The organism is Paracoccus sp. TOH (assembly GCF_030388245.1).
GTDB lineage: Bacteria > Pseudomonadota > Alphaproteobacteria > Rhodobacterales > Rhodobacteraceae > Paracoccus > Paracoccus simplex.
In genome coordinates this window covers 1,918,685-1,943,632 of sequence record NZ_CP098360.1, presented here as the reverse complement: position 1 = coordinate 1,943,632, position 24,948 = coordinate 1,918,685, and the positions used below count along the sequence as shown (strand labels likewise).

The following is a 24,948-nucleotide window of genomic DNA, read 5'->3' as shown; positions in this document are numbered from 1 at the left end:
ATGATCCGATTCCTGACCGTGGCCCTAGCCGTGTTTTCGCTTGCCGGCTGCGCGACGATCACCAGGGGCACCAAGGACGCGCTGGTGGTGAACTCCACCCCCCAGGGCGCCCAGGTTAAGCTGAGCAATGGCGAGACCTGCGCCGGCACACCCTGCACCTTCAAGCTGCCCCGCAAGTCCGAACTGAACGCGCTGATCAGCAAGGATCGCTGCCAGCCCCAACAGGTGCGGGTGACCAATCGGGTCGCCGGCGGGGGCGGAGCGGCGATGGCCGGCAATGTGATCTTCGGCGGCATTATCGGCGCCGGCGTCGATGCCGGCAGCGGGGCCATGCTGGAACTGGTGCCCAACCCGGTCGAAGTCACGCTCGACTGCCAGAAATAGCCGGAAACCGAGCCTGCTCGCAGAAAGCGGACGGGGCCGCAGGCAGCACCCGATTAATGCTGCTGCGGCAGCCGACCGGCCCGGATCAAAGGGCAGGGAAGCCCTGGCATTTTTCGCGGCCCCGCGCCGGGGCCGCGTGGGACGGCCTATTCGGCGGCGTGGCCGGTCACGTTGCCCGCAACGCCGTCGGATTTCATCCGGAAGCCGCGTTCGAGCTGGTCGAAGGGCGCCACCGGATACTCGCCCGAGAAGCAGGCATCGCAATATTGCGGGCAGGACTTGTTGCGGCCCTCGGCCTCGCCCACGGCGCGGTAAAGCCCGTCCAGCGACACGAAGGCCAGGCTGTCGACGCCGATCCATTCGCGCATCTCCGCCTCGGACATCTGCGCCGCCAACAGCTTGTCGCGATCGGGCGTGTCCACGCCATAGAAGCATGGCCAGGCGGTGGGCGGGCTTGCGATGCGGAAATGCACTTCGGCGGCGCCGGCATCCAGGATCATGTCCTTGATCTTGCGCGAAGTGGTGCCGCGCACCACCGAATCGTCCACCAGAACCACGCGCTTGCCCTTGACCAGCGCCCGGTTGACGTTGAGCTTCAGCCGCACGCCCATGTTGCGGATCTGTTCGGTCGGTTCGATGAAGGTGCGGCCCATGTATTGGTTGCGGATGATGCCCATGCCGAACGGAATGCCGCTTTCATGCGCATAACCGATGGCGGCCGGGGTGCCGCTGTCGGGCACCGGGCAGACCAGATCGGCCTCGACCGGGGCCTCGCGCGCCAGTTCCACGCCGATCTGGCGCCGGGTCTCGTAGACCGAGCGGCCGCCGATGATCGAATCGGGGCGCGAGAAATAGACATGCTCGAAGATGCAGAACCGCCCCTTCGAGGGGCCGAAGGGACGCGAGCTTTCGACCTCGCCCTTGGAGATCACCACCATTTCGCCCGGCTCGATCTCGCGCAGGAACTCGGCGCCGATGATGTCGAGCGCGCAGGTCTCCGAGGCCAGCACGAAGCCCTCGTCGCCCAGCTTGCCCAGCACCAGCGGCCGCACGCCCAGCAGATCGCGCACGCCGATCAGCTTGGTGCGGGTCATGGCGATGATGCTGAAGGCGCCTTCCACCCGACGCAGCGCGTCCTTCATCCGTTCCGGGATGTTGCGCTGGATCGAGCGCGCCATCAGGTGGATGATGCATTCGCTGTCGCTGCTGGACTGGAAGATCGAGCCGCGCTCGATCAGTTCGCGCCGCAGGGCCAGGGCGTTGGTGATGTTGCCGTTATGCGCCACCGCGCAGCCGCCCATGGCGAATTCGCCGAAGAAGGGCTGGACGTCGCGAATCGCCGTCGCGGCCTTGGTGCCGGCGGTGGAATAGCGCACATGCCCGATGGCGAGCGAGCCGGGCAACGTTTCCATCAGGCTTTGCTTGGTGAAGTTGTCGCGGACGTAGCCGAAGCGGTGGGCGCTGTTGAAACCCTGTTCGGCATCATGGCTGACGATGCCGCCGGCCTCCTGCCCGCGGTGCTGCAGGGCGTGCAGCCCCAAAGCGACGAAATTGGCGGCATCCGTCACTCCGATCACGCCGAACACGCCGCATTCTTCGTGCAGGCGGTCGGAATCGAAGGGATGGGCAAGGAATGGCTGCATCATCACCGAACTCTTGGGGCTATTCCGGGGCTGGGCATGGGCGCTTGACGCCAATCTAGGGTGTCAGGCCGGCGAAGTCACGCCCCACCGCCGCGGCGGGGCGCTTTTTATGTCACGAAAGCGGCATATTGTTTCAGTTCGCCGGCGCCGCGGGAGTTTGGGCCGGGCTCTGGGCCGGAGTCTGGGTCGCGGCATCGACCGGCTGGCCGGCGGGGGCGCAGCTGCGCACCAGCTGCTCGTAGCGGCTGACCACCCAGCCCGGCGCGTCCTGCGGGATCTGCTGGTCCATCTGGCCGCGCATCCGCTCGAACACCTGGGCCGAGCGGGAGTTCTCGACCGCCGCCACCGGCTGCGTCACCATCACCCGGTCATAGACGATGAAGGCGATGGCGACCAGCAGGATGCCGCGCGCCACCCCGAACAGGAAACCCATGCCCTGGTCGACGCCGCCAAGCGCCGACCGCTGCACGACCGAGGAAAACAGCGGCGTGATGATCGAGAACAGCACCAGCGCCAGGGCGAAGACCGCGGCGAAGCCGGCGATGGTGCCCAGTTCGCAGCTGTCGGCCAGGAACTTGTTCAGCCCCGGCACCTGCGCCACCATCGGCCGCACCGTCGGCGCGAAGATGAAGGCCAGCACCGCCGCGCCGATCCAGCCCAGAATCGCCAGCGATTCGCGCACGAAGCCGCGCGCATAGGCCAGGATCGCCGAGAGGATGATCACGGCCGCGACAATGCCGTCGATGATGGTGAATCCGTCCATTTTCACGCCCTTTCGCGGTTTTGCCGCGTCTGAAAGCCAGGCCCGCCGCCGTCATCCGGCGCCGAAGGTCTCGCCCACGAAACTTGTCAGGTCGGCGATGCGGTCGATCCGCATGCCGGCCACGCCCTCGACCTTGGTGGCCGCTGGCAGGATCGCCCGTGAAAAACCAAGTTTCTGCGCCTCTTTCAACCTGTTTTCCGCCTGGGCGACCGGCCGCAGCGCCCCGGACAGGCTGATCTCGCCGAAAAGCACGCAATCGGCGGGCAGCGCCGCGTCCTCGCGCGCGCTGAGCAGCGCGGCGGCGATAGCAAGGTCGGCGGCGGGTTCGTTGACACGCATCCCCCCGGCAACATTGAGAAAAACGTCGAGCCCCGCGAAGGGGATGGCGCAGCGCGACTCGAGCACGGCCAGGATGGTCGAGACCCGGCCGCCATCGAGCCCGACCACGGTTCGGCGGGGACTCGCCAATGTCGAGGGCGCGACCAGCGCCTGCACCTCGGTCAGCACCGGGCGGGTGCCCTCGATCCCGGCGAAGACCGCCGAGCCGGGGCTGGGCTCGCCGCGTTCGGAAAGAAACAGCGCCGAGGGGTTGGCGACCTCGGACAGGCCGCCGCCGGTCATCTCGAAGACGCCGATCTCGTCGGCCGGGCCGAAGCGGTTCTTGTGGGCGCGCAGGATGCGGAACTGATGGCCGCGCTCGCCCTCGAAATACAGCACGGTGTCGACCATGTGCTCGACCACGCGCGGGCCGGCGATCTGGCCCTCCTTGGTGACATGGCCGACCAGGATGACCGAGGTGCCGCGGCGCTTGGCGAAGGTGACGAGCTCATGGGCGGCGGCGCGGACCTGCGCCACCGAGCCCGGCGCCGCCTCGATCCGGTCGGACCAAAGCGTCTGGATCGAGTCGATCACCGCGACATCGGGCCGCTCGGCGTCGAGCGTGGTCAGGATGTCGCGCAGCGCCGTCTCGGCCCCCAGCCGCACCGGCGCGTCGCCCAGACCCAGGCGCTGCGCGCGCAGCCGGACCTGGGCGCTGGCTTCCTCGCCCGAGACATAGATCGCGCTTTGCCCCGAACGGGCGAAGGCGCTGGCAGCCTGAAGAAGCAGCGTGGATTTGCCGATGCCCGGATCGCCGCCCACCAGGATCGCCGAGCCGGGCACCAGCCCGCCGCCCAGCACCCGGTCGAGCTCGGCGATGCCCGAAGTGGCGCGCGGCGGCGGCGCCTCTTGCGTATCGAGCCCGGAGAGCGGGATGCTCTTGCCCTTGAGCGTGCCCAGGCCGCGGCCGGGCCCCTGGCTCAGCGGCGCTTCCTCGATGATGGTGTTCCAGGCGCCGCAGGCTTCGCAGCGGCCGGCCCATTTGCGATGGCTGGCGCCGCAGGCGGTGCAGGTGAAGGCGGTGATCGGTTTGGCCATGCGCCGTTATGTGGCAGATTGCGCGGCGCTGCGCCATGGGCCCGGCGTCGGCGCTTGCCGTTTCTTGCATACCCATAAGGCCGGGCTGCCGGACCCGAGCGTCCGCCGCTGCGCAATGGGCATCTGGAAAACGGAACCCCCTCAGTGCATGCCCAATCCGGCGCGCATCAACAGCTTGCGGACCGGAGCAGCGGCATAGAGACTGCCCAGGGCCGCGGCCCGCAGGTCGCGCAGCGGCCGGGCCGCGATCATGCTGGCGCGGTTCAGCGCGTCGATGCCGATCAGCCGGGCCAGCGCCTCGGGGCGGCGGCGGCGCTCATAGGCGTCGAGCGAGGCGGCGCTGCCGGGATCGCCCGAGGACAGCGCGACCAGGGCGGCGAGATCGGCAAGGCTCATGTTCAGCCCCTGGGCGCCGATGGGCGGGACGACATGCGCGGCCTCGGCGATCAGCGCCGTGCGCGGGCCGGTGAATCGGTCGGCGATCTGGCTGATGATCGGCCATTCCGTCAGGCGCGTAGCCTGGGTCAGATGGCCCAGAACCCCGGCCGAACGGCGGTTCAGCTCGGCCTCGAACGCCTCGCGCGGCAGGGCGCGCAGTCGGGCGGTTTCCGCGCCGCGCTCCATCCAGACCACGGCCGAGCTCGGCTTGCCGTCGCGGTCGGGCAGCGGCACCAGCGTGAACGGGCCGCCCGAGCGGTGGATCTCGGTCGAGACATTGTCATGCGGGCGCTCATGGGTGACGGCGAAGGCCAACGCCTTCTGGCCATAGCGCAGCGTGCGGGTGCCGATGCCGAGCGCTTCGCGGACCGGCGAGTTGCGGCCGTCGGCGCCGATCACCAGCTTTGCGCGGACCCGGTTGCCGTCGGTCAGCGTCGCCAAGGCCTCGCTGTCGCGGACCACCAGCCCTGCCGTGCCGGTGCCGGGCAGGAAGCGGACATTCTGCAACCCGGCGAGGCGGGCCGAGATCTCGCGCTTCAAAAGCCAGTTGGGCAGGTTCCAGCCGAAGGGCTGGTCCGAGATCTCGGCGGCGTCGAAATCGCGGCTCAGGCGGGCCTGCGACCGTTTTCCGCCGGCGTCGATGATGCGCATCACCTGCAAGGGCGTGGCATGGGGAAGCAGGCGATCCCACAGCCCGGCGGCCTGCAGCACGGCGATCGAAGGCTGCAGGAAGGCGGTGCTGCGCAGGTCCGAACCCGTGGCCGTCTCCTCCGTCACCGGCGGGGCGGGATCGACGCAGGTCACCGCATGGCCGGCGCTGCCAAAGGCTGCGGCCGCGATCAGCCCGGCGATGCCGCCGCCGGAAACGAGGATCTCGGTGTTGTCGATCTGCATCATCCGGTTCCGGTCGGTCTAGAATCCCGCCGCATAGGCAGCGAGCATGACAAAGACCAGCACGGTGGCCGCCAGTCCGATCAGGCTGAGCGCCGGCAGGCCCCAAAGCACGAGGCAGACGGCCGAAAGCACCACGACCAGCAGCGCGAAGGAGAAAAGGCTTCTCGCGGTGCGCGCTTCGGCCCGGTTCTGGGCTGCGGCTTCGGCGGGGGTGAGCGGTTCGGACATGGCGCGTTCCTTGGCTTGCGGTTTTCCGGGGCTTGCGGTTTTCCCGGTCGGACGGAAGCTCAAGTCTTAACCGGCGCGTCGGTTCCGGCAAGCCCGCGCAGGAAGGCGGTCAGGTCGCCGGTGCGGTAATGCACATGCGGCCCGTGGTCCTGGTCCCCGGCCAGCTCGTCCGGGCCGTGGCGCCCCGGACCGACCAGAATCGTCCGCATTCCAAGCTCATGCGGGACGGCGAGGTTTCTCGGGTCGTCCTCGAACATGGCGGCGCTGTTCGGTTCGAACCCCTCGGCGGCGAGGACTGCGGCATAAGCGCGCGCATCCGGCTTGGGGTGGAAATCCACCTCTTCGACGCCGTGGATCGCGTCGAAGACCATCAGCCCGCGATGCTCCAGCACCCGCGCCGCATAGGCGCTGTCGGCATTGGTATGCACGATCTTGCGGCCGGGCAGGGCGGCGATCAGCGCCGCCAGTTCCGGATCCGGGGTCAGGACCGTGAAGTCGATGTCGTGGACGTCGCGCAGATAGGGCAGCGGGTCGATGCCATGTTCGGCCATCAGCCCGGCCAGCGTGGTGCCATGGGTGCGCCAGTAATGGCGGCGCAGCCGGCCGGCCTCGGGTTCGGTCACGCGCAATTCGCGCATGACATAGGCGGTCATGCGCCGCTCGATCTGGGCGAACAGCCTGACCTCGGGCGCATAAAGCGTGTTGTCCAGATCGAAGATCCAGGTGGAGACATGACGAAAATCCATGACAACTGCCTAAACCCGCGGCATGGCGCTTGCAATCGCCGTTCCAAGCGGGAATCGTGCCCGCCATGAAAGACGCCTATTCCCTGATCCTTTCCGCCATCGACAACGGCATCTATCGCCCCGGCGACCGGCTGGTCGAATCTGAGCTGGCCGAGCGTTTCGGCGTCTCGCGCACGCCCGTCCGCGAGGCGCTGCAGCGGCTGGAAACCCAGTCGATGCTGAAGCGCGACGGGCGCAGCCTGATCGTCGCCACGCTGGACCACAACCAGTTGGCCGAGCTTTACACCGTGCGCGCCGAGCTCGAGGCGCTGGCCGCGCGGCTGGCCGCCCGCCACGCCACCCCCGAGGAGGTGCGCGTGCTGGCCGGCATGGTCGAGGACGACCGCGCCATCCTGGGCGATCCGCAGGCCCTGGCGCGGGCGAACCGCCGCTTTCACCACCAGATCCACCTGGCCTCGCACAACCGCTATCTGGTGCAGCAGCTGGACCTGGTGCATCGCAGCATGGCGCTGATGGCACGCACCAGCCTGGCGGCGCAGGGCCGCGACGTGGTGACGCTGGACGAGCATCAGGCCATCGTCGACGCCATCGCCGCCCATGACGGGGCGACGGCGGAACAGGCGCTGCGGCACCATATCTCGATGGCCTTCGAGACCCGGTTGAAGGAAGAGGCGCGGCTGGCCGACGAGGAGGAATGATGCGCGAGATCCGCGCGCCCGCCGATCTGGAGGAAGGCGCGGCGCATCTGATGCGGGTCTGCCCGGTCTGGGCGCGGGAACTGCCGGCGCTGCTGCCGCTGCCGATGCGGCGCTGGCCCGAGGGATTTCCAGCGATCCGCGACGCGCTGGTCTCGCAGCAGATCTCGACGCGGGCGGCCAGCGCGATCGGCGCGCGCCTGGCCGCGGCGGGGCTGGCCGACGAATCCGGGATCGCGGCGGCGGATGACGAGGCCTTGCGCGCCGCCGGCCTGTCGCGCCCGAAGATCCGCTACCTGCGCGGCATCGTCGCGGCCGGGGTCGATTGGCCGGGCCTGCGCGGCCTGTCCGACGACGAGGTGATCGCCCGGCTGACGGTGCTGCCGGGCATCGGCCGCTGGACCGCCGAGATCTACCTGAAATTCGCGCTCGGCCGGGCCGATGCCTTCGCTGCCGGCGATCTGGCGCTGGCCGAGGCGGCGCGGCTGCTCTACGGCCTGCCCGAGCGGCCCGGTCCCGCCGCGCTGACGGCGCTGGCCGAGCCCTGGCGGCCCTGGCGCGCGGTTGCGGCCCGGGCGCTCTGGGCCTATTACCGGGCCGCAAAGGGGCGCGAGGGCGTCCGTTAGGGGGACGAGATGCTGCGCGAATTGAAATCCGAACGCAAAGGGCCGCAGAAGGCCGATTCCGTGGTGGTCTTCCTGCATGGCTACGGCGCCGACGGGGCCGACCTGCTGGGCCTGGCCGATCCGCTGGCGCCGCACCTGCCGGGCACCGCCTTCTATGCCCCGGACGCGCCCGAGCGCTGCGTGAACAACCCGATGGGCTATCAATGGTTTCCGATCCCCTGGATGGATGGCTCCAGCGAGGAGCAGGCCCGCAGCTCGGCCGCGCAATCCTTCAAGGACATCAATGCCTTCCTTGACAAGGTTCTGGCAGATGAGGGGCTGGCGCCGAACCGGCTGGCGCTGATCGGTTTCTCTCAGGGCACGATGATGGCGCTTTCCGTGGCACCACAGCGCGAACCCGAGATCGCCGGCGTGGTCGGTTTCTCGGGCCGGCTGCTGGAGCCCGAGAAGGCGGGGGAGGTCAGGACCAGGCCGCCGATCCTGCTGCTTCATGGCGACCAGGACCCGGTGGTGCCCTTCGAAAGCATGGGCATCGCGGGCGAAGCGCTGCAGAAGGCCGGGTTCACCGTCTACGGGCATGTGATGAAGGGCACCGCGCATGGCATCTCTCCCGACGGGTTGTCGGTGGCGCTGGCTTTCCTGGAAGAGCGATTTGCCGCCAAACCCTGAAGGTTTGAACGATCCCGCCCTTGCCAAACCCGAACCAGGCCCTACCTTGATTCTGGAGAGACGAGGAGAAAGCCCATGACCACCCTGATCTGGATGACCGCGATCGCCCTGATTCCGGCCGGCACGGTGGTGTTGCGTTTCCTTGCCCCGCAACCGCAGCGCGTGACCGTTCGCGCCCGCCGCTGAGCGGCCTCTCTCTCAGGTCCAGATGGCCGGATCCGCAATTTCGATGGAATTGCCGGCCGGGTCGCGGAAATACAGCGACCGGCCGCCTTGCGGCCAGGTGAAATCGGCCTCGATCCTTATCCCTGCAGATTCAAGATGCGCGCGCCAGGCGTCGAATGCGCCCGGCTCGGCAGCCATGCAGAAATGCCCCGGCCCCTCGGCGCCATGCGGCGGCACCGGCAGCCGGGCACCGGCTTTCGGCGGCATGCGCGTGGCGCTGGCCCGGAACACCAGCAGCACCTGGCCGCCGCAGCGGAAAAAGACATGCCGGCCCGGCACGCGGGCGATCTCGGTCAGACCGATGATGCCGGTCCAGAAATGCGCGGCCTCGTCCAGATCCTCGGCGTAAAGCGCGGATTCCAGTGTCCCGATCAACTGGGGTGGCGTTCTCATGCCACGATCTTGCCAGCTCTTTGCCGGCAGGGCCAGCCCGGCTTGACCTTCCCCGCCCGGCGCGACAGCTTGGTCCGGCGCGACAGGAGGAATGGCATGGCGTGGATCTATCTTGGCGTGGCAGGGCTTTTCGAGATCGTCTGGGCCCTTGCCATGAAGCAATCCGAGGGCTTCACCCGCCCCTGGCCGACGGTGGTCACCGTCGTCGGGATGGCGGCCAGCATCTGGTTCCTGTCGCTGTCGATGAAGGTGCTGCCGCTGGGCACCGCTTATGTGATCTGGACCGGCATCGGCGCGATCGGAGCCTTCGTGCTGGGGATCGCGCTGCTGGGCGAGACGGCCGATGCGCTGCGCCTGGTGGCGGCGGTGCTGATCGTCTCGGGACTGGTGCTGATGAAGCTTGCCTCGCCGCATTGATCGGCGCATCGTCCTGTCACACCCGTGTCACGCCGCGCGGCTATTTGATCGGCGGGCATATATTCGGGGACTTGTCAGCCCATGGCCGCGATATATAGTCGGCCTACCCATCAGGATGAGTTCCGGGCAAGGCGAAACGAGGTGCCGATGCTGGACGACCACGGCGATTTCCGAACGCAGTTCGTGCGCGAGCCTTCCTTCTTGCGCCACCATCCCGCGCTTGTGCTCAACGCCGATTTCAGGCCGCTCAGCTACTACCCCCTGTCGCTCTGGCCCTGGCAGGAGGCGGTCAAGGCGGTGTTCCTGGACCGGGTCCAGATCATCGCCGAATATGACGAGGTGGTGCGAAGCCAACGCCACAGCATCCGCATCCCCTCGGTCGTGGTGCTGAAGGATTTCGTGAAACCCCAGAAGCGCGTGGCATTCACGCGCTTCAATCTTTTTCTGCGGGACGAATTCTGCTGCCAGTATTGCGGCGCCAAGGGCGATCTGACCTTCGACCATGTCATCCCGCGCTCGCGCGGGGGGGTGACCAGCTGGGAGAACGTCGTCGCCGCCTGCTCGCCCTGCAACCTGAGAAAGGCCAACAAGTCGCTGCGCCATTCCGGGCTGAAGCTGCGCCGCATCCCGCGCCGTCCCACCGCCGAAGAGATGCACGCGGTCGGCCGCCGATTCCCGCCGAACCACCTGCATGAAAGCTGGATCGACTATCTTTACTGGGACAGCGAGCTGCTTTCCGAATGACGCCGGCGACGGTGCGCCGCCGCCTCTGGCGCTAGCCTGCGCCGACGAAACGAGCCCTTCGAAAACACGGCTTGTTTCCGGCGCTGCGCCGGGTATTGCGTCACCCATCGGCACATTTTTTTGCTGCTTTCGAGGTTTGGATGGCAAGAATAACGGTTCACCCGTCGATTGGTATCGACATGAGGGAAATCGACTTTTCGAACATGTATTATGGTGACAGCGTCAGGCGCACGACCTCGAGCTTCACCGTCTATTACGAGGACGGGTTCCGCGAGGTTTTCCTGGGCTCGGGGTTCCGCTATGACCGTGACGGTCAGCCCTATTCCGGGACGGTCACCAGCTATATCCTCCACCACGGCAACGACCGGCTTTCCGCGGTCGAGGGCGTCCGCATGGCGGCGGCGGATATTGCCGATGCCGCCGCAAGCTCCGGCCTGACGGATGATCTGGCGGTGATCGGCCAAGCCCTTGCCGGCGCCGACGTGCTTTCCGGTGGCAGCCGGGCGGATTTCTTCCTGGGATTCTCAGGCAACGATCTGCTGAATGGCAATGGCGGCTCCGATACGCTTTACGGCGGCCTGGGCCGCGACACGCTGAACGGCGGCAACGGCTGGGATCAACTTCACGGCGGCGGCGGGGCGGATCAGCTTTACGGCGGCGCGGGCAATGACCTGCTGCGGGGCGGGGTCTGGCATGACAGCCTGTGGGGCGGGCTGGGCAGTGACCGGCTGTTCGGCGAGGATGGAGAGGATCGTCTGTTCGGTGGCGCCGACGGCGACATCCTCTCGGGCGGCGCCGGCGCCGATCTGCTGTGGGGCGAGGCGGGCGCCGACTTGCTGCGGGGCGGCGCTCATGCCGACCGGCTGTTCGGCGGCATCGGCAACGACATGCTGCATGGCGAGGCCGGCGCGGATATCCTGGCCGGAGGCCTGGGTTCGGACCGGCTGTTCGGCGGTCTGGGCGCGGATCGGTTCGTCTTCATGGCGCCGGCCGACAGCGGCATCGGGCCGGCCGGCCGCGACGTGGTGATGGATTTCAGGCGCTGGCAAGGCGACCGGCTCGACCTGACGCCGCTTGATGCCGATCTGGATCGAGGCGGCAACAACGCCTTCCGCTTCATCGGGACCGAGGCGTTTTCCGGCAGCGCCGGAGAACTGCGCTATTATCGCAACGGCGGCACGACGGTGGTCACGGCAGACAGGGACGGCGACGGCGCGGCGGATTTCGCCTTTCATCTGCAAGGCGTATTCACCCTGCAGGCCGGTGATTTCCTGCTGTAGACCGGCCCCGGCGGCGGTGCGGAACCAGGCAGTTCCGCACCCTTGCCGCAACGGCATCGGCAAGAAAGCGCCGTAATCTCAACGGAGAATCGACAAGGCGCCGGCTGGATGTCAAATTCGGGGACGAGAGCGACCGGGTGAGGACAGTGCCCATGTCTCACCCGGTCTCGCCGTACCTGTAAAAGAGGAACTCGTTCAACGGCTTTCGCCACCCTGCAATGAAAGCCCGGAACGGTGAACCTGCCTTTTTGGTGAGGTTTCGTCCATTTATTCCCTAACCATTCAATTTAGGGATGATATATGTTTATTATTCCGCGACTGCCGCTCTTATTATGGTTGAGTGGGAATTGATAAACTCGCCTCTGGAATGAGGCCCTGCATTATTGCTAAGACCGGCTCACCGAAGGATTCGTGTGGGGTAGCAGCATGGCCGCAGAGGACAGGAATTCGACCGGCGCCGGGTCGGAAGCCGCGAATCTTGCCCGAAAACAAGCCCGTGCCGCAGAGCGGCTGGCGCGCCAGGCCGCCAACCAGGCCGAGCGCGAGGCAAGGCGCGCCGCGCGCCAGGCCGAGCGCGAGGCGCGCAAGCCCGGACCCGCCTTGGAGGCACCGGCGCTTCCCGCAGCGACCCCGGCAGCGGCACGGGATTTCAACATCCTGTTGATCGGGCAGGGGGGCCGGCTGGGGATCGAGACGGTGCTGTTCGCCGCCAGCCTGCGCCGCAACGCGCCCGGCTGGTCGGGCCGCCTGATCGTCGCCGAACCCCGTGCCGAAGGCGCCTGGGCCGGGCGCCGCGTCGCCATGCCCGAACCGGTGCGCGCCGCGCTGACCGGCTTCGGCGCCGAGATCCTGCCCTTTACCGCGACGCGCTTCGGCCACAGCTATCCCTATGGCAACAAGATCGAGGCGTTGGCCATCCTGCCGGCCGGCCAGCCCTTCGTGTTCTTCGACAGCGACACCCTGGTGACCGGCCCGCTGGACCGGGTGGATTTCGATTTCGCCCGCCCCTCGGCCTCGATGCGCCGCAGCGGCACTTGGCCCGAGCCGCCGCCTTACGGGCCCGGCTACACGCAGATCTGGAAATCGCTTTATGACCGGTTCGGCCTGGATTTCGACAGCTCTCTGGATCCGGCGCAGCCCGACGAGCATTGGGAACGCTATCTGTATTTCAACGCCGGCTGGTTCTTCGGCGCCGATCCGCAGGAATTCGGCCGCCGCTTCCTGGATTGGGCGGTGGCGATCCAGGATCAGCCGGGCGAGGCGCTGGCCTGCCAAAGCCTCGATCCCTGGCTCGATCAGGTCACGCTGCCGCTGGTGATCCATTCTCTGGGCGGCGGCCGTCCGGGGCCGGAACTCGACGGGCTCGACGGCTGGGCGACCTGCCATTATCGCAATCTGTCGCTGCTCTACGCCCGCGAATCCGACGCGGTGGTGGCGCTGGTCGAGGCGCTGACGGCCGATCCCCGCATCGCGCCCCTGCTGATCGAAGACGAGGCCGTCGCCCGCCTGATCGCCAGCGGCGAGGGGCGCAGCCGGATCCGTCCGATGTTCGCCGGCGAAACCCCGCCTTCGACCGAACGGGCGACGCGCCAGCGGTTGCGGCGGGCCGGCCTCTGGTTCCGCTAGGCATTGCCGGCCCGCAGGCGCTCAGGCCGGCCCAACCGGCCTGAACGCGCCGCCTATCCCCCGTTCAGCACCGCATCGCAGCGGGCGCAGGTGCCGGGGTGCTTGTGGCTGCCGACATCGGGCAGGATCTTCCAGCAGCGCTGGCATTTCTCGCCCTCGGCCTCCTCGAAGACCACGCCGATGCCGGGCACGTCCGACAGCCGGAAAGCCTCGCCCGGGGCAGGGTCGGCGGTCAGGCTCAGGCCCGAGGTGATGCAGATATCGGCGAAATCCACCGATTTCAGCGCCTTGAGATCCTCGGCCTCCTCGACATGCACCACCGGCGCGGCCTCCAGGCTGGCACCGATCACCTTGTCGCTGCGCTTGATCTCCAGCGCGGCGGTGACGGTACGGCGGACGCGGCGGATGGCTTCCCATTTCCGCGCCAGCGCCTCGTTCAGCCAGATCGCCGGGGTGACGGGGAAGTCCTGCAGATGCACGCTGTCCTCCTCGGACGGAAAGCGCGACAGCCAGACATCCTCCATGGTGAAGGGCAGGATCGGCGCCAGCCAGGTGACAAGCCGGTGGAACAGCAGGTCCAGAACCGTGCGGGTCGCCCGCCGCCGCGCCGAATCGGGCGCATCGCAGTAAAGCGCGTCCTTGCGGATGTCGAAATAGAAGGCCGAAAGGTCGACCGTGGCGAACTGGAACACGGTCTGGAACACGCCCTGGAAATCGAAGCCGTCATAGCCCTTGCGCACCTGCCGGTCGATCTGGGCCAGGCGGTGCAGCACCCATTGCTCCAGTTCCGGCATTTCGGCCGGCTCGACCCGCTCGGCCTCGGTGAAGCCGTCCAGGTTGCCCAGCACGAAGCGCAACGTATTGCGCAGCCGGCGATAGCTGTCGGCGGTGCCCTTCAGGATCTCGGGGCCGATGCGCTGGTCGGCGGTATAGTCGGTCTGCGCCACCCAGAGCCGCAGGATGTCGGCGCCGTATTGCTTGATGACCTCGGCCGGCACGATGGTATTGCCCAGCGACTTGGACATCTTCATGCCCTTCTCGTCCAGGGTGAAGCCATGCGTGACCACGTTGCGATAGGGCGCCCGGCCCCGGGTCGCGCAGGCCTGCAACAGCGAGGACTGGAACCAGCCGCGATGCTGGTCGGTGCCCTCCAGATAGACGTCGGCGATGCCGTCCGGCGCCCCGTCGGCGCGGTCGCGCAGCACGAAGGCATGGGTCGAGCCGCTGTCGAACCAGACATCCAGCACGTCCATCACCTGCTCGTAATCCGCCGGATCGGCAACGCCCGCCAGAACCTCGGCGGCAAAGCCGGGACGATACCAGATATCGGCGCCGTCCCGTTCAAAGGCGGCGATGATGCGGTCGTTGACGCGCTGGTCGCGCAGCAGGAAATTCGGGTCGGATGGCCTGGCGCCCTTCTTCACGAAACAGGTCAGCGGCACGCCCCAGGCGCGCTGGCGCGACAGCACCCAGTCGGGCCGGTTCTCGACCATCGAATGGATGCGGTTGCGGCCCGATTGCGGCCACCATGTCACCAGCCTGTCGATGCTGGTCAGCGCCCGCGTGCGGATGGTGTCGCCATATTCGCCCATGCCGTCGGTCAGCTTGTGGTCGATGGCGGCGAACCATTGCGGGGTGTTGCGATAGATCAGCGGCGCCTTGGAGCGCCAGCTATGCGGGTAGGAATGCTTGATCTTGCCCTTGGCCAGCAGCGCGCCGGCCCAGGCCAGTTGCTTGATGACGCTGACATTGGCCGGGCCTTCCTTGCCGTCCGAGCCGATGATGGCCTGGCCGCCGAAGATCGGCAGGTCGGCGCGATAGGAGCCGTCCGGCTCGACATTGTAGGTCATCGGCAGCTTGAAGCGCAGGCCAAGCTGGTAGTCGTCGTCGCCATGGCTGGGCGCAGTATGCACGAAGCCGGTGCCGGCATCGTCGGTGACGTGATCGCCGGGCAGCAGCGGCACGGCATAGTCCCACTCGCCCGCGCCGGCCTCGACACCGCGGAAGGGATGCGCCAGCACCACGCCCTCCATGTCGGCCGCCGTCACGTCGCGCATCCGCTGCCAATCCTCGATCTTGCCGGCCTGCTTCACGCTCTCGGCCAGCGCATCGGCCAGCACCAGCAGCTCGCCGGGCTTTGCGGTGGCATTCTCGGCCACCGCATCGACGCGATAAAGCCCATAGGCAATGCCCGGATTATAGGCCACGGCGCGGTTTTGCGGGATGGTCCAGGGCGTCGTGGTCCAGATCACCACGCTGGCGGGCCTCTCCGTTGCCCAAACACCCTGCGAGGATGCCACCGGGAACCGCACCCAGATGGTGTGGCTGGTATGGTCGTGATACTCGACCTCGGCCTCGGCCAGCGCGGTCTTCTCGACCGGAGACCACATCACCGGCTTCGAGCCCTGATAGAGCGCGCCGTTCATCAGCAGCTTCATGAACTCGGCCGCGATCACCGCCTCGGCGTGATAGTCCATGGTCAGGTAGGGCTGGTCCCATTTGCCGGTGACGCCCAGCCGCTTGAACTCCTCGCGCTGGATAGCCACCCATTCCTCGGCGAAGCGGCGGCATTCCTGGCGGAACTCCACCATGTCGACCGCATCCTTGTCCTGCCCGGCCTTGCGGTATTTCTCCTCGATCTTCCATTCGATCGGCAGGCCGTGGCAGTCCCAGCCCGGCACATAGCGGGCGTCGCGACCCATCATCTGGTGGCTGCGCACCACGATGTCCTTGATGGTCTTGTTCAACGCGTGGCCGATATGCAGATGGCCGTTCGCATAGGGCGGGCCGTCATGCAGGATGAAGGGCGCGCGCCCCGCCGCCCGTTCCCGAAGCCGGTCGTAGATGCCGATCCGTTCCCAGCGGGCCAGCCATTCCGGCTCGCGCTGCGGCAGGCCGGCGCGCATCGGGAAATCGGTCTGGGGCAGGAAGACGGTGTCGCGGTAATCGGGCGCGGCCGGGGTTTCGGTGGTGGTGTCGCTCATCTGGCGGGAATCCTTCGGTGGCTGGGCAGGCATGCGTGACCCGGCGGCGAGGACCCCCTACGCCGCCGGGCGGATAATTCGGAAAATCCCGGCCCTGCTGAACATGCGCGGGTTATAGGAAACCGCCCCGAGCCCTGCAAGCGCGGCTTTCTCGGGGCGGGGGCCGTGACATGCTGCCGCCTTGCAAGCCCGGCCGTCCCGGCCCATATCGGCGCCATGATTCCGCCGCGCTTTGACGTCACCCCCGAACAGATCGACCGCGTCGTCGCCACCTTCTACGCGGCGATCCGCCGGCATGAGGTGCTGGGCCCGGTCTTTGCCGCCCATGTCGCCGACTGGCCCGAGCACGAGGCCAAGATCGCCCGGTTCTGGCGCAACGCCATCCTTTACGAGCGCGGCTACGACGGCAATCCGATGCAGGTGCACATGCGCGCCGGCGACGTGCGGGCCGAGCATTTCGCGCCCTGGCTCATGCTGTTCGACGAAACGCTGCGCCGCACCCTGCCGCCCGAAACGGCGCGGGCCTGGTCGGCGCTGGCGCATCGCATCGGCGCCGGGCTGCGCATGGGGGTCGAGGATCTGCGCGAGCGCCGCCCCGGCCCGCCGGTCTTGCGCTGAACCGCGCGCGGGTGTAAACAAAACGGGAACATCCGAAAGGGTTCCCCGATGAAGATCGACTATCTCGAATTTTCCTCGCCCGATCTGCCGGCCACGCAGGACTTCTTCAGCCGCGCCTTCGGCTGGAGCTTCAACGATTACGGCCCCGAATATCAAGAACTCGCCGATGCCGGCGTGGCGGGCGGCATCGCTTCCGGCGCGCTGGCCCCGCCCTTGGTGATCCTCAAGGCCGACGATCTCGAGGCCGCGCTGGCCCGGGTGACCGCGGCCGGGGCGGTGATCACCCGGCCGATCTTCGCCTTTCCCGGCGGCCGGCGCTTCCAGTTCCGCGAGCCGGGCGGCACCGAGATGGCGGTCTGGTCCCCGGCCTAATTGCGCGGCGGCCGCGCCTTGTAGACCGGCAGCCGCCAGCCGAAGCTCATGCTGCCGGCGCGCAGCAGCAGCACCATGGCCGCGCAGCCGATCAGCGCCCAGCCGCGCCCGGCACCCAGACCCAGCAGCAGCAGCGCCGCCACCGCACCGCCGAAGGCGGCGGTGACGTAAAGCTCGCCCTGTTTCAGCACCAGGGGCACCTCATTGCCGACCACATCGCGCATCAGCCCGCCGAAAGTGCCGGTCATCACCCCCATCAGCACGGTAACCACCGGGCTCACACCGGCCTCCAGCGCCACGCCGACACCCGCCGGCACCGCCACGGCCAGGGCGAAGGCATCCAGCCACAGGATGGCGCGATAGCGGCTTTCCAGCCGATGCGCGTTGAAGATCACCGCGATCGCCGCGCCGGTGGTCAGCAACAGCAGCTCGGGGCGCCCGACCCAGAAGACCGGCGCCCGGCCCAGCACCAGGTCGCGCAAGGTGCCCCCGCCGATCCCGGTCAGCGTGGCGAAGAAGATGAAGCCCACGACATCGAGCTGCCCGCGGCTGGCCACCAGCGCCCCGGTCAGGGCAAAGACCAGCACGCTGGCATGATCCAGCAGCGCGATCAGCGCTGCGACGCTCACCCCGTGACCTTGGCCGGCTTGAAAGGCGCCATGCCCGCCCGCGCCAGTTCATCGGCGCGCTCGTTCTCGGGATGGCCGGCATGGCCCTTGATCCATTCCCAGCGCACCTTGTGCCGGGCCTGCGCGGCATCCAGGCGCTGCCACAGCTCGGCATTCTTCACCGGCTTGCGGTCGGCGGTGCGCCAGCCGTTCTTCTTCCAGCCGTGGATCCATTGGGTGACGCCGTTCTTCACATAGGCGCTGTCGGTGACGACGGTGATTTCGCTGGCCCGCGTCAGCGTCTCCAGCGCCGAGATCGCCGCCATCAGTTCCATGCGGTTGTTGGTGGTCTCGGATTCGCCGCCGGACAGCTCGCGCTCCTTCAGCACCCGGTCGTCCTCGATGGCACGCATCAGCACCCCCCAACCGCCGGGGCCGGGATTGCCGCTGCAGGCGCCGTCGGTCCAGGCGAACAGCGCGCTCATGCCTCCAGCCCCCTGTAGCCGGGCAGGCCGGCGATGCGGTCGAGCCAGCGGCCGATGCCGGGGAAACGCGCCATGTCGAAGCCGCCGCGGCTGCCCGCGGTATGGGTATAGCCGTAAAGGCAGATATCGGCGAGGCTCACGGCATCGCCCACCAGCCAGTCCTGCCCGGCCAGCCGATCCTCCATGACCTGCAACAGCGCATGGCCGCGCTCCAGCAGATCCGCCATGCGCTCGGGTGTCGCCAGGTGCCGGCGCGCCGGATAGGTCTGCAAGGCCGCGCGCACGGCGATCACCCCCTCATGCTGGTTCTGCTCCCAGAACATCCAGCCCAGCATGGCGGCACGTCCGAAGGCATCGGCCGGCACGAAGCGCGTGCCCTCGCCCAGCCAGCACAGGATCGCGTTCGATTCCGGCAATCGCCGCCCGTCGTCCAGCTCCAGCACCGGCGCCTTGCCGAAGGGCAGCCGCCCCGCCGCCTTGGCCTCCGCCAGCTCGGCCGAGGATTCCTCGACATCGACGATCTCGCAATCGCGACCCAAGAGCGCCAGCGCCAGCCGCACCTTGTAACTGTTCCCGGATGACGGCATCGACCAGAGCTTCATCCCGCCCCTTTCTCCGTTTCAAAAATACCCCGGGGGAGGCCCGCAGGGCCGGGGGCAGCGCCCCCAACATCCGCGCCGCCAGCACTCCGCCTCAGGCTTCGCGCAGCACCCGCGGCACCTTGAACTCGACATTCTCGCGCGCCGTCTCGACCATCTCGACGGTCAGGTCATAGCGCGCGCGAAAGGCCGCGACCACCTCGTCGACCAGCACCTCGGGGGCCGAGGCGCCGGCGGTCACCCCCACCGCCCGCGCGCCCGCAATGGCCCGCCAGTCGATCTGGTCGGCGCGCATCACCAGCTGCGAATAGGCGCAGCCGGCGGCGCTGCCGACCTCGACCAGCCGGCGCGAGTTCGAACTGTTCGGCGCCCCGATCACCAGAAGCGCGTCGATCCGCCCGGCAATCGCCTTGACCGAGGCCTGCCGGTTGGTCGTGGCATAGCAGATATCCTCCTTGGCCGGGCCGATGATGCCCGGAAAGCGGGCCTGCAGCGCCGCGACGATGGCGGCGGTGTCGTCGACCGACAGCGTGGTCTGGGTGATGAAGGCCAGCCGCGAGGGATCGCGGGGCGCGATCTTCGCCACGTCCTCGACCGTCTCGACCAGCAGCACCTCGCCCTCGGGCAATTGCCCCATGGTGCCCAGCACCTCCGGGTGGCCGGCATGACCGATCATCACCATCTGCAGCCCCTCGGCGTGATGGCGCTCGGCCTCGACATGCACCTTGCTGACCAGCGGGCAGGTGGCGTCGACGAAGACCATCTCGCGCCGGCGCGCCTCGGCCGGCACCGCCTTGGGCACGCCATGGGCCGAGAAGATCACCGGCCGGTCGTCCGGGCACTCGTCCAGCTCCTCGACGAAAACCGCGCCCTTGTCGCGCAAGGAGTCCACGACGAACTTGTTATGCACGATCTCGTGGCGGACATAGACCGGGGCGCCCCATTTCTGCAGCGCCATCTCGACGATCTTGATGGCGCGGTCCACGCCGGCGCAGAAGCCGCGCGGCGCGGCCAGGTAAAGGGTCAGGGGCGGTTTCTTGTCCATGGGCTTCACCTAACCCCGGCCGGGGCCTGCCGCAAGGGATCAGGCGCCTTCGAAACTGGTCAGGGCATGGACCTCGTGGCCCAGCCCCTCCAGCAGCGTGCGGCCGCCCAGCTCGGGCAGCTCGATCACGAAGGCGCAGCCCACCACTTCGGCCCCCAGCCGCCGGCACAGCGAGATCCCGGCCGCCGCGGTGCCGCCGGTGGCCAGCAGGTCGTCGACGATCAGCACCCGCTCGCCAGGCTTCAGGGCGTCGTCATGCATCTCCATCACCGCCTCGCCATATTCCAGCGCATAGGCCTGGCTGATCACGGCGCCGGGCAGCTTGCCCTTCTTGCGGATCGGCACGAAGCCCACCGACAGCTGGTGCGCCACCGCGCCGCCCAGGAAGAAGCCGCGCGCCTCCAGCCCCACCACCTTGTCGATATCCTCGCCGGCATAGGCGGCCAGCAGCTGGTCCACCGCCATGCGAAAGCCGCGCGCATCGGCAAACAGCGTGGTCACGTCGCGAAACAGGATGCCCTCATGCGGGAAATCCACGATGGTGCGGATGTAGTCGCGCACCGTGCGGTCGTCGCGGCGGCGCTTTTCCGGCCGGTTTTCCATCAGGGGCGCTCCATCTCGAAGGTCTGGGTGGTGATGGTGTAATCCTTGTAGCCCATGCGCGACAGCCAGCCGGTGGCGCGCAGGTCGAAGCGGCCGTCCTTCAGGCAATCCTCGCGCAGATGGATGCCGGTGACGACGCCCAGCACCATGAAATTCGCCTCGCCCGCCAGCCGCAGGATGCGGGTGGCGCGGCATTCCAGCGCCGCGGCGGCCCCGGCGACGCGCGGGCAGTCGATGCTTTCGCATTCCGCGGACGCGATGCCGGCGGCTTCGAATTCGTCCACCCCGGCGGGAAAAGCGGCCGAGCTGGCATTGACCTGATCCTTCAGCGGCCCGTCGGCGATGTTGACGCAGAACACCCGCGACTGCGCGATCTGCGCCACGCTGTCCTTGGTGCCCTGCCGGTCCGGCTTGGCCGAGGTCGAGGCGAACATCACCTGCGGCGGCACATAGGCCGTCAGGTTGAAGAAGGAATAGGGCGCCAGGTTGTCGCCCTGCCGGCCGCGGGTCGAGATCCAGCCGATGGGCCGCGGCGCCACGATGGCGTTCAGCGGGTTGTGCGGCAGCCCGTGGCCGTCCTGGGGTCGGTAGAACATGGCTGGCCTCGCTGTTTCATGGCTGATGCGGCCCCAGAAGTGACCTCATGCGCGCGACGCGTCAAGCCTGCTGCGCACCGCGTCGCGATGCCCGGGAATTTTGCGTTTCGTGATCCCGCAGGCGGTTTTCGTCGCCGCCCCCGCATGTTAGGCGGTGCCTGCGCCGCGCCAGGCCCGAGCCCCGAATCCCGACCCCACGAGCGGAGGCAGGATGTACGAACTTTGCCCCGAAACCCCCGCCGACACGCCCGAGGTCGAGGCGCTTCTGGATCTGTGCTTCGCGCCGGGGCGCACGGCGCTGTCCTCCTATCGACTGCGCGACGGCGTGGCGCCGGTCCGGCCGCTCTGCCTGATGCTGCGCAACGAATTCGGCGCGTTGATGGGCGCCATCCGCTACTGGCCGGTGCGCGTGGGCGGCAGGCCGGTGCTGCTGCTCGGCCCGGTCGCCGTCCACCCGACGACGCAGGGCGAGGGGCTGGGCGGGCTGCTGATGCGCGAAAGCCTGACCCGCGCGGCCGAGATGGGCTGGCGCCGGGTGATGCTGGTCGGCGATCTGCCCTATTACCGGCGCTTCGGCTTCTGGAAGCTCGAAGGCGTCGAGATGCCGCCGCCGACCAACCCCGACCGCGTGCTGGGGATCGAACTGGCGCCGGGCGCCTGGCAGGGCGTCGCCGGCCCGGTCGAACGCGAGGCCGGCGACAGCGCCAGCGGGAACGAGATGCGCCGCGACCCGCCCGCAGGCCGCGGCTGCACCGAAATCGAACCGCCCGATCACTCGGCCGGGTAATCGAAGGCTTCGGGGTGGTTCGCCAGGCTGCCCGTCAGCGCGGCATAGAGGATGGTCCGGCCGTCGATCGATTCCGCATCGCCGCCGATATTGAGCCAGGTCAGCAATTCGGCGCCCTTGCCGTCATGGACCGAAAGAACCCCATAGGCCTTGTCGCTGTCGGGGGCATAGAGCATGGCGACCTGGTTCGCCGCGCAGTCGTGCTGCTTGCAGCCGGTCATCGCCAGATAGTCCTTGCCGCCGAACGAGACCTTCTGACTGGGCGTGGTGACCATGCCCTCGCGGATCCAGGCGGGAACCTCGTGCCCCGCGGCCATCTTCTCGAAGGCGGCGGTCAGCGCCTGGTCCTGGCCCAGATCGGCCAGCGTCGGGCCGGCGTCTTCCTGGGCCAGCGCGGCCTGGCCGAGGCCGAGCCCGGCGGCAAGGGTAAGGGCGGGAATCAGGCGGCGGATATTCATTCGGGTGTTCCTCGTTCGCGTTCTTCCTTGTCCCGCCGGATGGCAGGATTTCGTCTGCATCAAGGAACCTGTCGCGAGGCTTGCGGGTTCCCTTGCCGTCGCGATCTTGTGCCGCAGGGCACGATACTGCAAGGTTTCCCCGGAATGACCGAGAACACCCCCATACCTCTCCGGCAGGATGTGCTGCCCCCGATCACCGACCCCACCGTCCATGTCGAGATCGACCGGCTTGCCCGGCGCTATCTCGAAGCGGGCGGGGTGGCGATGGAACTGCTGACCGCGATCGGCGGCAAGGCCGAGGGGCTGATCGAGCGCCTGCCGCAATCGGTGCGCGGGCGCATGGACCGCATCACGCTGGCGGCGCTGAACCGCGCCTTCGACGCGGCCTCGCGGTCGCGCGGAATGCTGCGGGATCGCGGCGACCTGTTCAACCGCCTGCTTTCGACCACCTCGGGCGCGGTGGGCGGGCTGGCCGGGATCGGCGGGGCGGCGCTGGAACTGCCGGTGACGGTCACGCTGCTGCTGCGGGCGATCATGGACATCGCCTCGGAACACGGCTTCGACCCGGCTTCGGACGCGGCGCGGCACGAGGCGCTGCATATCTTCGCCTCGGCCGGGCCGCTTTCGGATGACGACGGCACGGATCTGGGCCTGCTGACGGCGCGGATGACCATCACCGGCCATACGGTGCAGGCGCTGATCGGCCGGGTGGCGCCGCGGCTGTCGGCCTCGCTGGCGCAGAAGCTGGCGGCGCAGACCGTGCCGGTGCTGGGCGCCTTCGCCGGGGCGACGATCAACTATCACTTCACCCGCTACTATCAGGAACTGGCGCGGGTGCATTTCGGCCTGCTGCGGCTGTCGCAGGAAACCGGCATCCCGCGCGAGGCGCTGGCCGAGGCGCTGGAACTGCGCATGGTGCAGCTGCGCCCCAACACCGCGGCGCGCAAATTGTCGCGCCGGCGCTAGGCTTCGGTCTCGGTCTCGGCCGCCAGTTCCAGCACGCCGGCGGGGGCTTCCAGATGCGCGATGCCCAAGGGCGCCGAGGGCCGGGCGAGGCGGGATTTCACCACCCAGTGCAGCCGCTCCTGCGCGCGGGTGATGGCGACATAGGCCAGCCGCTTCCACAGCGCGATGCCGGCTTCGCTGCGGCCCGACCAGGCGGCGGCGCTGATATCGGGGCCGAAGACCTGCACGTCGGGCCATTGGCTGCCCTGCGCCTTGTGGATCGTCACCGCCGCACCATGCAGGAAGGTGGCACCCATGCGCGCGGCAAAGGGGATGAACGGCTCCTCGACATCCGGAATCTCGATCTTGACGATGCTGGCGGCGGACAGCCGCGGCTCCTCGGCGCCCACGACATGCAGCCGCGAGAAGCCGGGCTTGCGGCCGGGGCCCAGATAGACCACCTGCGCGCCCTTGATCAGCCCGCGCGCCTCCAGGTCGATGCGCTTCTTGCGGTGCTTCAGGGGCAGTTCCAGCCCGTCGCAGATCAGCGGCTCGCCCGGCAGCAGCGCATCACCCGGCGCGCCATAGGCGGACCGGAAGGCCTGGATCAGCTTGATGCGGGTGATGTTGCGCCAGACCAGCACCGGGCTTTGCGCCATCAGGTCGGATTCCACCCGCTCGGCCCAGATCACCCGCGGGTCGCGGGCGGCGGCGTCGCGGATCATGCGCTCGAAGGCATCGAATTCCAGCGCCGGATCGGCCAGCGCATGGGCAAGGTCGAGGATCGGGCTGTCGCCCTCCTGCCGGTGGATGCGGCTCAGCGTCAGCCGCTGCGGGGCGGCCAGCCGGTCGAAGACCATCTCGCCCGACTGCCCGACCGGGGCCAGCTGCGCCGGGTCGCCGAACAGGATCAGCACCGGGAAGATCTCGCGCAGATCCTCGAACTGGCGCTGGTCCAGCATCGAGGCCTCGTCGACCAGCCCGATGTCCAGCCCGTCCTCGCGCCGCTTCCAGCCGCGGATGAAATCCGAGCCGCGCAACCCGGCGGCGGCCAGCGCGCCGGGGATCGAGGCGTGCTGATCGTAAAAGGCTTTCGCCCTGTCCAGCGCCGCCTCGGTCAGCCCCTCCATCAGCCCCTCGACGGAAGGGCGCTCGCCGACGCCGGTCAGCCAGTCGGCGATGCGCTCGTATTCCGGGTCATAGACCGGCGTATAGAGGATGCGGTGGATCGTGGTCGCCGGCACGCCGCGCATGCGCAGCACAAAGGCCGCCTTGTTGGTGGGGGCCAGGATGGCGACGGTGCGGCGGTCCTTGCGCTTGCGCCCCTCGTAATCGCCCGAGACGATGTCGACCCCGGCCGCCTTCAGCGCCTTGGTCAGTTCCGCCAGCAGCAGGGTCTTGCCCGAGCCGGCCTTGCCGATCACCGCCATGACCCGGCCCTTGCCGGGTTTCGGCGGCGCGGTCTCTTCCGAAACCAGGTCGATGCCGGAATCCTCCAGCACGGCGGCAAGCGCGTCCCAGGCTTCGGCCTGATCGGGGGAAAGGGCGGGCAGGGTCATGCGGCCTTGTTAGCCCGCGACGCGAGGGGCGGAAAGGCCGATCCGGCGCCGCCGCCGCGATTTGGGTATTTGGACAACGAAGAAGCCCCATCCCGTCCTGGT

At 68.4% G+C, this 24,948-nt stretch carries 28 protein-coding genes; 12 read left to right on the top strand and 16 right to left on the bottom strand.

Features of this window, described 5'->3' with window-relative positions:
- Positions 1-384 carry a hypothetical protein gene (locus tag NBE95_RS09695; protein WP_019352141.1) on the top strand — a complete coding sequence of 128 codons (384 nt, stop codon included), beginning with the start codon at positions 1-3 and terminating at the stop codon, positions 382-384.
- 146 nt (positions 385-530) lie between these two features.
- Here the strand turns inward: NBE95_RS09695 and purF are convergent, their stop codons facing one another.
- From purF to NBE95_RS09665, 6 genes are all read right to left on the bottom strand, one after another.
- A complete protein-coding gene (gene purF, locus NBE95_RS09690; protein WP_289894869.1) occupies positions 531-2,027 on the bottom strand; it encodes an amidophosphoribosyltransferase in 1,497 nt (498 codons plus the stop codon).
- Between the two features lie 133 nt (positions 2,028-2,160).
- Positions 2,161-2,790 carry a CvpA family protein gene (locus tag NBE95_RS09685; protein WP_289893685.1) on the bottom strand — a complete coding sequence of 210 codons (630 nt, stop codon included), beginning with the start codon at positions 2,788-2,790 and terminating at the stop codon, positions 2,161-2,163.
- 51 nt (positions 2,791-2,841) lie between these two features.
- The gene (radA, locus tag NBE95_RS09680) at positions 2,842-4,206 is read right to left on the bottom strand and encodes a DNA repair protein RadA (protein ID WP_289893684.1); all 1,365 of its coding nucleotides are present in this window, start codon (positions 4,204-4,206) and stop codon (positions 2,842-2,844) included.
- Positions 4,207-4,347: 141 nt separating this feature from the next.
- Entirely contained in the window at positions 4,348-5,538 is a 1,191-nt protein-coding gene (locus NBE95_RS09675; protein WP_289893683.1) for a UbiH/UbiF family hydroxylase, read from the bottom strand.
- An 18-nt stretch (positions 5,539-5,556) separates the two neighbouring features.
- Positions 5,557-5,766: a hypothetical protein gene (locus tag NBE95_RS09670; RefSeq protein ID WP_289893682.1), complete on the bottom strand. Its 210-nt coding sequence runs from the start codon at positions 5,764-5,766 to the stop codon at positions 5,557-5,559.
- A gap of 59 nt (positions 5,767-5,825) precedes the next feature.
- A complete protein-coding gene (locus NBE95_RS09665; protein WP_289893681.1) occupies positions 5,826-6,512 on the bottom strand; it encodes a pyrimidine 5'-nucleotidase in 687 nt (228 codons plus the stop codon).
- Positions 6,513-6,577: 65 nt separating this feature from the next.
- Between NBE95_RS09665 and NBE95_RS09660 the strand changes: the two genes are divergently transcribed.
- The 3 genes from NBE95_RS09660 to NBE95_RS09650 are packed head-to-tail and all read left to right on the top strand — an operon-like array spanning position 6,578 to position 8,502.
- Complete coding sequence (locus tag NBE95_RS09660; protein ID WP_289893680.1) at positions 6,578-7,210, top strand: GntR family transcriptional regulator; 633 nt, start codon at positions 6,578-6,580, stop codon at positions 7,208-7,210.
- Positions 7,210-7,833: a DNA-3-methyladenine glycosylase 2 family protein gene (locus tag NBE95_RS09655; protein WP_289893679.1), complete on the top strand. Its 624-nt coding sequence runs from the start codon at positions 7,210-7,212 to the stop codon at positions 7,831-7,833. Before NBE95_RS09660 ends, NBE95_RS09655 begins: the two co-directional genes overlap by 1 nt.
- A 9-nt stretch (positions 7,834-7,842) precedes the next feature.
- Positions 7,843-8,502 carry an alpha/beta fold hydrolase gene (locus NBE95_RS09650; protein ID WP_289893678.1) on the top strand — a complete coding sequence of 220 codons (660 nt, stop codon included), beginning with the start codon at positions 7,843-7,845 and terminating at the stop codon, positions 8,500-8,502.
- Between the two features lie 198 nt (positions 8,503-8,700).
- Here NBE95_RS09650 and NBE95_RS09645 read toward each other — a convergent pair whose 3' ends face one another.
- Positions 8,701-9,120: a VOC family protein gene (locus NBE95_RS09645; protein WP_289893677.1), complete on the bottom strand. Its 420-nt coding sequence runs from the start codon at positions 9,118-9,120 to the stop codon at positions 8,701-8,703.
- 96 nt (positions 9,121-9,216) lie between these two features.
- On the opposite strand from NBE95_RS09645, the gene NBE95_RS09640 reads away from it, so the two are divergent.
- The 4 genes from NBE95_RS09640 to NBE95_RS09625 all read left to right on the top strand — a co-directional run bounded on the left by NBE95_RS09640 (position 9,217) and on the right by NBE95_RS09625 (position 13,187).
- Positions 9,217-9,537: a multidrug efflux SMR transporter gene (locus NBE95_RS09640; RefSeq protein WP_019351460.1), complete on the top strand. Its 321-nt coding sequence runs from the start codon at positions 9,217-9,219 to the stop codon at positions 9,535-9,537.
- 147 nt (positions 9,538-9,684) lie between these two features.
- The gene (locus tag NBE95_RS09635; RefSeq protein WP_289893676.1) at positions 9,685-10,281 is read left to right on the top strand and encodes an HNH endonuclease; all 597 of its coding nucleotides are present in this window, start codon (positions 9,685-9,687) and stop codon (positions 10,279-10,281) included.
- 179 nt (positions 10,282-10,460) lie between these two features.
- Positions 10,461-11,561 (top strand): hypothetical protein, encoded by a 1,101-nt coding sequence (locus tag NBE95_RS09630; protein WP_289893675.1) that lies wholly within the window; start codon positions 10,461-10,463, stop codon positions 11,559-11,561.
- 426 nt (positions 11,562-11,987) lie between these two features.
- Entirely contained in the window at positions 11,988-13,187 is a 1,200-nt protein-coding gene (locus tag NBE95_RS09625; protein ID WP_289893673.1) for a hypothetical protein, read from the top strand.
- Positions 13,188-13,240: 53 nt separating this feature from the next.
- On the opposite strand, the gene ileS is transcribed toward NBE95_RS09625, so the two are convergent.
- The gene (gene ileS, locus NBE95_RS09620; protein ID WP_289893672.1) at positions 13,241-16,171 is read right to left on the bottom strand and encodes an isoleucine--tRNA ligase; all 2,931 of its coding nucleotides are present in this window, start codon (positions 16,169-16,171) and stop codon (positions 13,241-13,243) included.
- A gap of 216 nt (positions 16,172-16,387) precedes the next feature.
- On the opposite strand from ileS, the gene NBE95_RS09615 reads away from it, so the two are divergent.
- A complete protein-coding gene (locus NBE95_RS09615) occupies positions 16,388-16,789 on the top strand; it encodes a group III truncated hemoglobin (RefSeq protein ID WP_058098337.1) in 402 nt (133 codons plus the stop codon).
- Between the two features lie 48 nt (positions 16,790-16,837).
- The gene (locus tag NBE95_RS09610) at positions 16,838-17,161 is read left to right on the top strand and encodes a VOC family protein (RefSeq protein ID WP_289893671.1); all 324 of its coding nucleotides are present in this window, start codon (positions 16,838-16,840) and stop codon (positions 17,159-17,161) included.
- Here the strand turns inward: NBE95_RS09610 and NBE95_RS09605 are convergent.
- The 6 genes from NBE95_RS09605 to NBE95_RS09580 form a co-directional block, all read right to left on the bottom strand.
- Positions 17,158-17,790: a trimeric intracellular cation channel family protein gene (locus NBE95_RS09605; protein WP_289893670.1), complete on the bottom strand. Its 633-nt coding sequence runs from the start codon at positions 17,788-17,790 to the stop codon at positions 17,158-17,160. The two genes, NBE95_RS09610 and NBE95_RS09605, sit on opposite strands and share 4 nt — an antisense overlap.
- Entirely contained in the window at positions 17,787-18,254 is a 468-nt protein-coding gene (rnhA, locus tag NBE95_RS09600; RefSeq protein WP_289893669.1) for a ribonuclease HI, read from the bottom strand. Before rnhA ends, NBE95_RS09605 begins: the two co-directional genes overlap by 4 nt.
- Positions 18,251-18,856, bottom strand: coding sequence for a glutathione S-transferase family protein (locus NBE95_RS09595; RefSeq protein ID WP_289893668.1), 606 nt, complete (start codon positions 18,854-18,856; stop codon positions 18,251-18,253). The genes rnhA and NBE95_RS09595 overlap by 4 nt, the downstream gene beginning before the upstream one ends.
- 91 nt (positions 18,857-18,947) lie before the next feature.
- On the bottom strand, positions 18,948-19,898 hold the full coding sequence (gene ispH / locus NBE95_RS09590) for a 4-hydroxy-3-methylbut-2-enyl diphosphate reductase (protein WP_289893667.1): 951 nt from the start codon (positions 19,896-19,898) through the stop codon (positions 18,948-18,950).
- Positions 19,899-19,937: 39 nt separating this feature from the next.
- Positions 19,938-20,501 carry an adenine phosphoribosyltransferase gene (locus NBE95_RS09585; RefSeq protein WP_289893666.1) on the bottom strand — a complete coding sequence of 188 codons (564 nt, stop codon included), beginning with the start codon at positions 20,499-20,501 and terminating at the stop codon, positions 19,938-19,940.
- The gene (locus NBE95_RS09580) at positions 20,501-21,097 is read right to left on the bottom strand and encodes a flavin reductase family protein (RefSeq protein WP_289893665.1); all 597 of its coding nucleotides are present in this window, start codon (positions 21,095-21,097) and stop codon (positions 20,501-20,503) included. Before NBE95_RS09580 ends, NBE95_RS09585 begins: the two co-directional genes overlap by 1 nt.
- A gap of 211 nt (positions 21,098-21,308) precedes the next feature.
- Here NBE95_RS09580 and NBE95_RS09575 point away from each other — a divergent pair, with 211 nt between their 5' ends.
- On the top strand, positions 21,309-21,884 hold the full coding sequence (locus tag NBE95_RS09575) for an N-acetyltransferase (protein WP_289893664.1): 576 nt from the start codon (positions 21,309-21,311) through the stop codon (positions 21,882-21,884).
- On the opposite strand, the gene NBE95_RS09570 is transcribed toward NBE95_RS09575, so the two are convergent.
- Positions 21,869-22,342: an Ivy family c-type lysozyme inhibitor gene (locus tag NBE95_RS09570; RefSeq protein WP_289893663.1), complete on the bottom strand. Its 474-nt coding sequence runs from the start codon at positions 22,340-22,342 to the stop codon at positions 21,869-21,871. The genes NBE95_RS09575 and NBE95_RS09570 overlap by 16 nt on opposite strands.
- A gap of 144 nt (positions 22,343-22,486) precedes the next feature.
- On the opposite strand from NBE95_RS09570, the gene NBE95_RS09565 reads away from it, so the two are divergent.
- Positions 22,487-23,308, top strand: coding sequence for an EcsC family protein (locus NBE95_RS09565; RefSeq protein ID WP_289893662.1), 822 nt, complete (start codon positions 22,487-22,489; stop codon positions 23,306-23,308).
- Here NBE95_RS09565 and NBE95_RS09560 read toward each other — a convergent pair.
- Positions 23,305-24,846, bottom strand: coding sequence for an AAA family ATPase (locus tag NBE95_RS09560; protein ID WP_289893661.1), 1,542 nt, complete (start codon positions 24,844-24,846; stop codon positions 23,305-23,307). The genes NBE95_RS09565 and NBE95_RS09560 overlap by 4 nt on opposite strands.
- Positions 24,847-24,948 lie beyond the last annotated feature (102 nt).

Bases quoted from the DNA above. Each gene is read 5' to 3' on its own strand.
- NBE95_RS09695 (WP_019352141.1), top strand. From the start codon at position 1: ATGATCCGATTCCTGACCGTGGCCCTAGCCGTGTTTTCGCTTGCCGGC.
- purF (WP_289894869.1), bottom strand. From the start codon at position 2,027: ATGCAGCCATTCCTTGCCCATCCCTTCGATTCCGACCGCCTGCACGAA.
- NBE95_RS09685 (WP_289893685.1), bottom strand. From the start codon at position 2,790: ATGGACGGATTCACCATCATCGACGGCATTGTCGCGGCCGTGATCATC.
- radA (WP_289893684.1), bottom strand. From the start codon at position 4,206: ATGGCCAAACCGATCACCGCCTTCACCTGCACCGCCTGCGGCGCCAGC.
- NBE95_RS09675 (WP_289893683.1), bottom strand. From the start codon at position 5,538: ATGCAGATCGACAACACCGAGATCCTCGTTTCCGGCGGCGGCATCGCC.
- NBE95_RS09670 (WP_289893682.1), bottom strand. From the start codon at position 5,766: ATGTCCGAACCGCTCACCCCCGCCGAAGCCGCAGCCCAGAACCGGGCC.
- NBE95_RS09665 (WP_289893681.1), bottom strand. From the start codon at position 6,512: ATGGATTTTCGTCATGTCTCCACCTGGATCTTCGATCTGGACAACACG.
- NBE95_RS09660 (WP_289893680.1), top strand. From the start codon at position 6,578: ATGAAAGACGCCTATTCCCTGATCCTTTCCGCCATCGACAACGGCATC.
- NBE95_RS09655 (WP_289893679.1), top strand. From the start codon at position 7,210: ATGCGCGAGATCCGCGCGCCCGCCGATCTGGAGGAAGGCGCGGCGCAT.
- NBE95_RS09650 (WP_289893678.1), top strand. From the start codon at position 7,843: ATGCTGCGCGAATTGAAATCCGAACGCAAAGGGCCGCAGAAGGCCGAT.
- NBE95_RS09645 (WP_289893677.1), bottom strand. From the start codon at position 9,120: ATGAGAACGCCACCCCAGTTGATCGGGACACTGGAATCCGCGCTTTAC.
- NBE95_RS09640 (WP_019351460.1), top strand. From the start codon at position 9,217: ATGGCGTGGATCTATCTTGGCGTGGCAGGGCTTTTCGAGATCGTCTGG.
- NBE95_RS09635 (WP_289893676.1), top strand. From the start codon at position 9,685: ATGCTGGACGACCACGGCGATTTCCGAACGCAGTTCGTGCGCGAGCCT.
- NBE95_RS09630 (WP_289893675.1), top strand. From the start codon at position 10,461: ATGAGGGAAATCGACTTTTCGAACATGTATTATGGTGACAGCGTCAGG.
- NBE95_RS09625 (WP_289893673.1), top strand. From the start codon at position 11,988: ATGGCCGCAGAGGACAGGAATTCGACCGGCGCCGGGTCGGAAGCCGCG.
- ileS (WP_289893672.1), bottom strand. From the start codon at position 16,171: ATGAGCGACACCACCACCGAAACCCCGGCCGCGCCCGATTACCGCGAC.
- NBE95_RS09615 (WP_058098337.1), top strand. From the start codon at position 16,388: ATGATTCCGCCGCGCTTTGACGTCACCCCCGAACAGATCGACCGCGTC.
- NBE95_RS09610 (WP_289893671.1), top strand. From the start codon at position 16,838: ATGAAGATCGACTATCTCGAATTTTCCTCGCCCGATCTGCCGGCCACG.
- rnhA (WP_289893669.1), bottom strand. From the start codon at position 18,254: ATGAGCGCGCTGTTCGCCTGGACCGACGGCGCCTGCAGCGGCAATCCC.
- NBE95_RS09595 (WP_289893668.1), bottom strand. From the start codon at position 18,856: ATGAAGCTCTGGTCGATGCCGTCATCCGGGAACAGTTACAAGGTGCGG.
- ispH (WP_289893667.1), bottom strand. From the start codon at position 19,898: ATGGACAAGAAACCGCCCCTGACCCTTTACCTGGCCGCGCCGCGCGGC.
- NBE95_RS09585 (WP_289893666.1), bottom strand. From the start codon at position 20,501: ATGGAAAACCGGCCGGAAAAGCGCCGCCGCGACGACCGCACGGTGCGC.
- NBE95_RS09580 (WP_289893665.1), bottom strand. From the start codon at position 21,097: ATGTTCTACCGACCCCAGGACGGCCACGGGCTGCCGCACAACCCGCTG.
- NBE95_RS09575 (WP_289893664.1), top strand. From the start codon at position 21,309: ATGTACGAACTTTGCCCCGAAACCCCCGCCGACACGCCCGAGGTCGAG.
- NBE95_RS09570 (WP_289893663.1), bottom strand. From the start codon at position 22,342: ATGAATATCCGCCGCCTGATTCCCGCCCTTACCCTTGCCGCCGGGCTC.
- NBE95_RS09565 (WP_289893662.1), top strand. From the start codon at position 22,487: ATGACCGAGAACACCCCCATACCTCTCCGGCAGGATGTGCTGCCCCCG.
- NBE95_RS09560 (WP_289893661.1), bottom strand. From the start codon at position 24,846: ATGACCCTGCCCGCCCTTTCCCCCGATCAGGCCGAAGCCTGGGACGCG.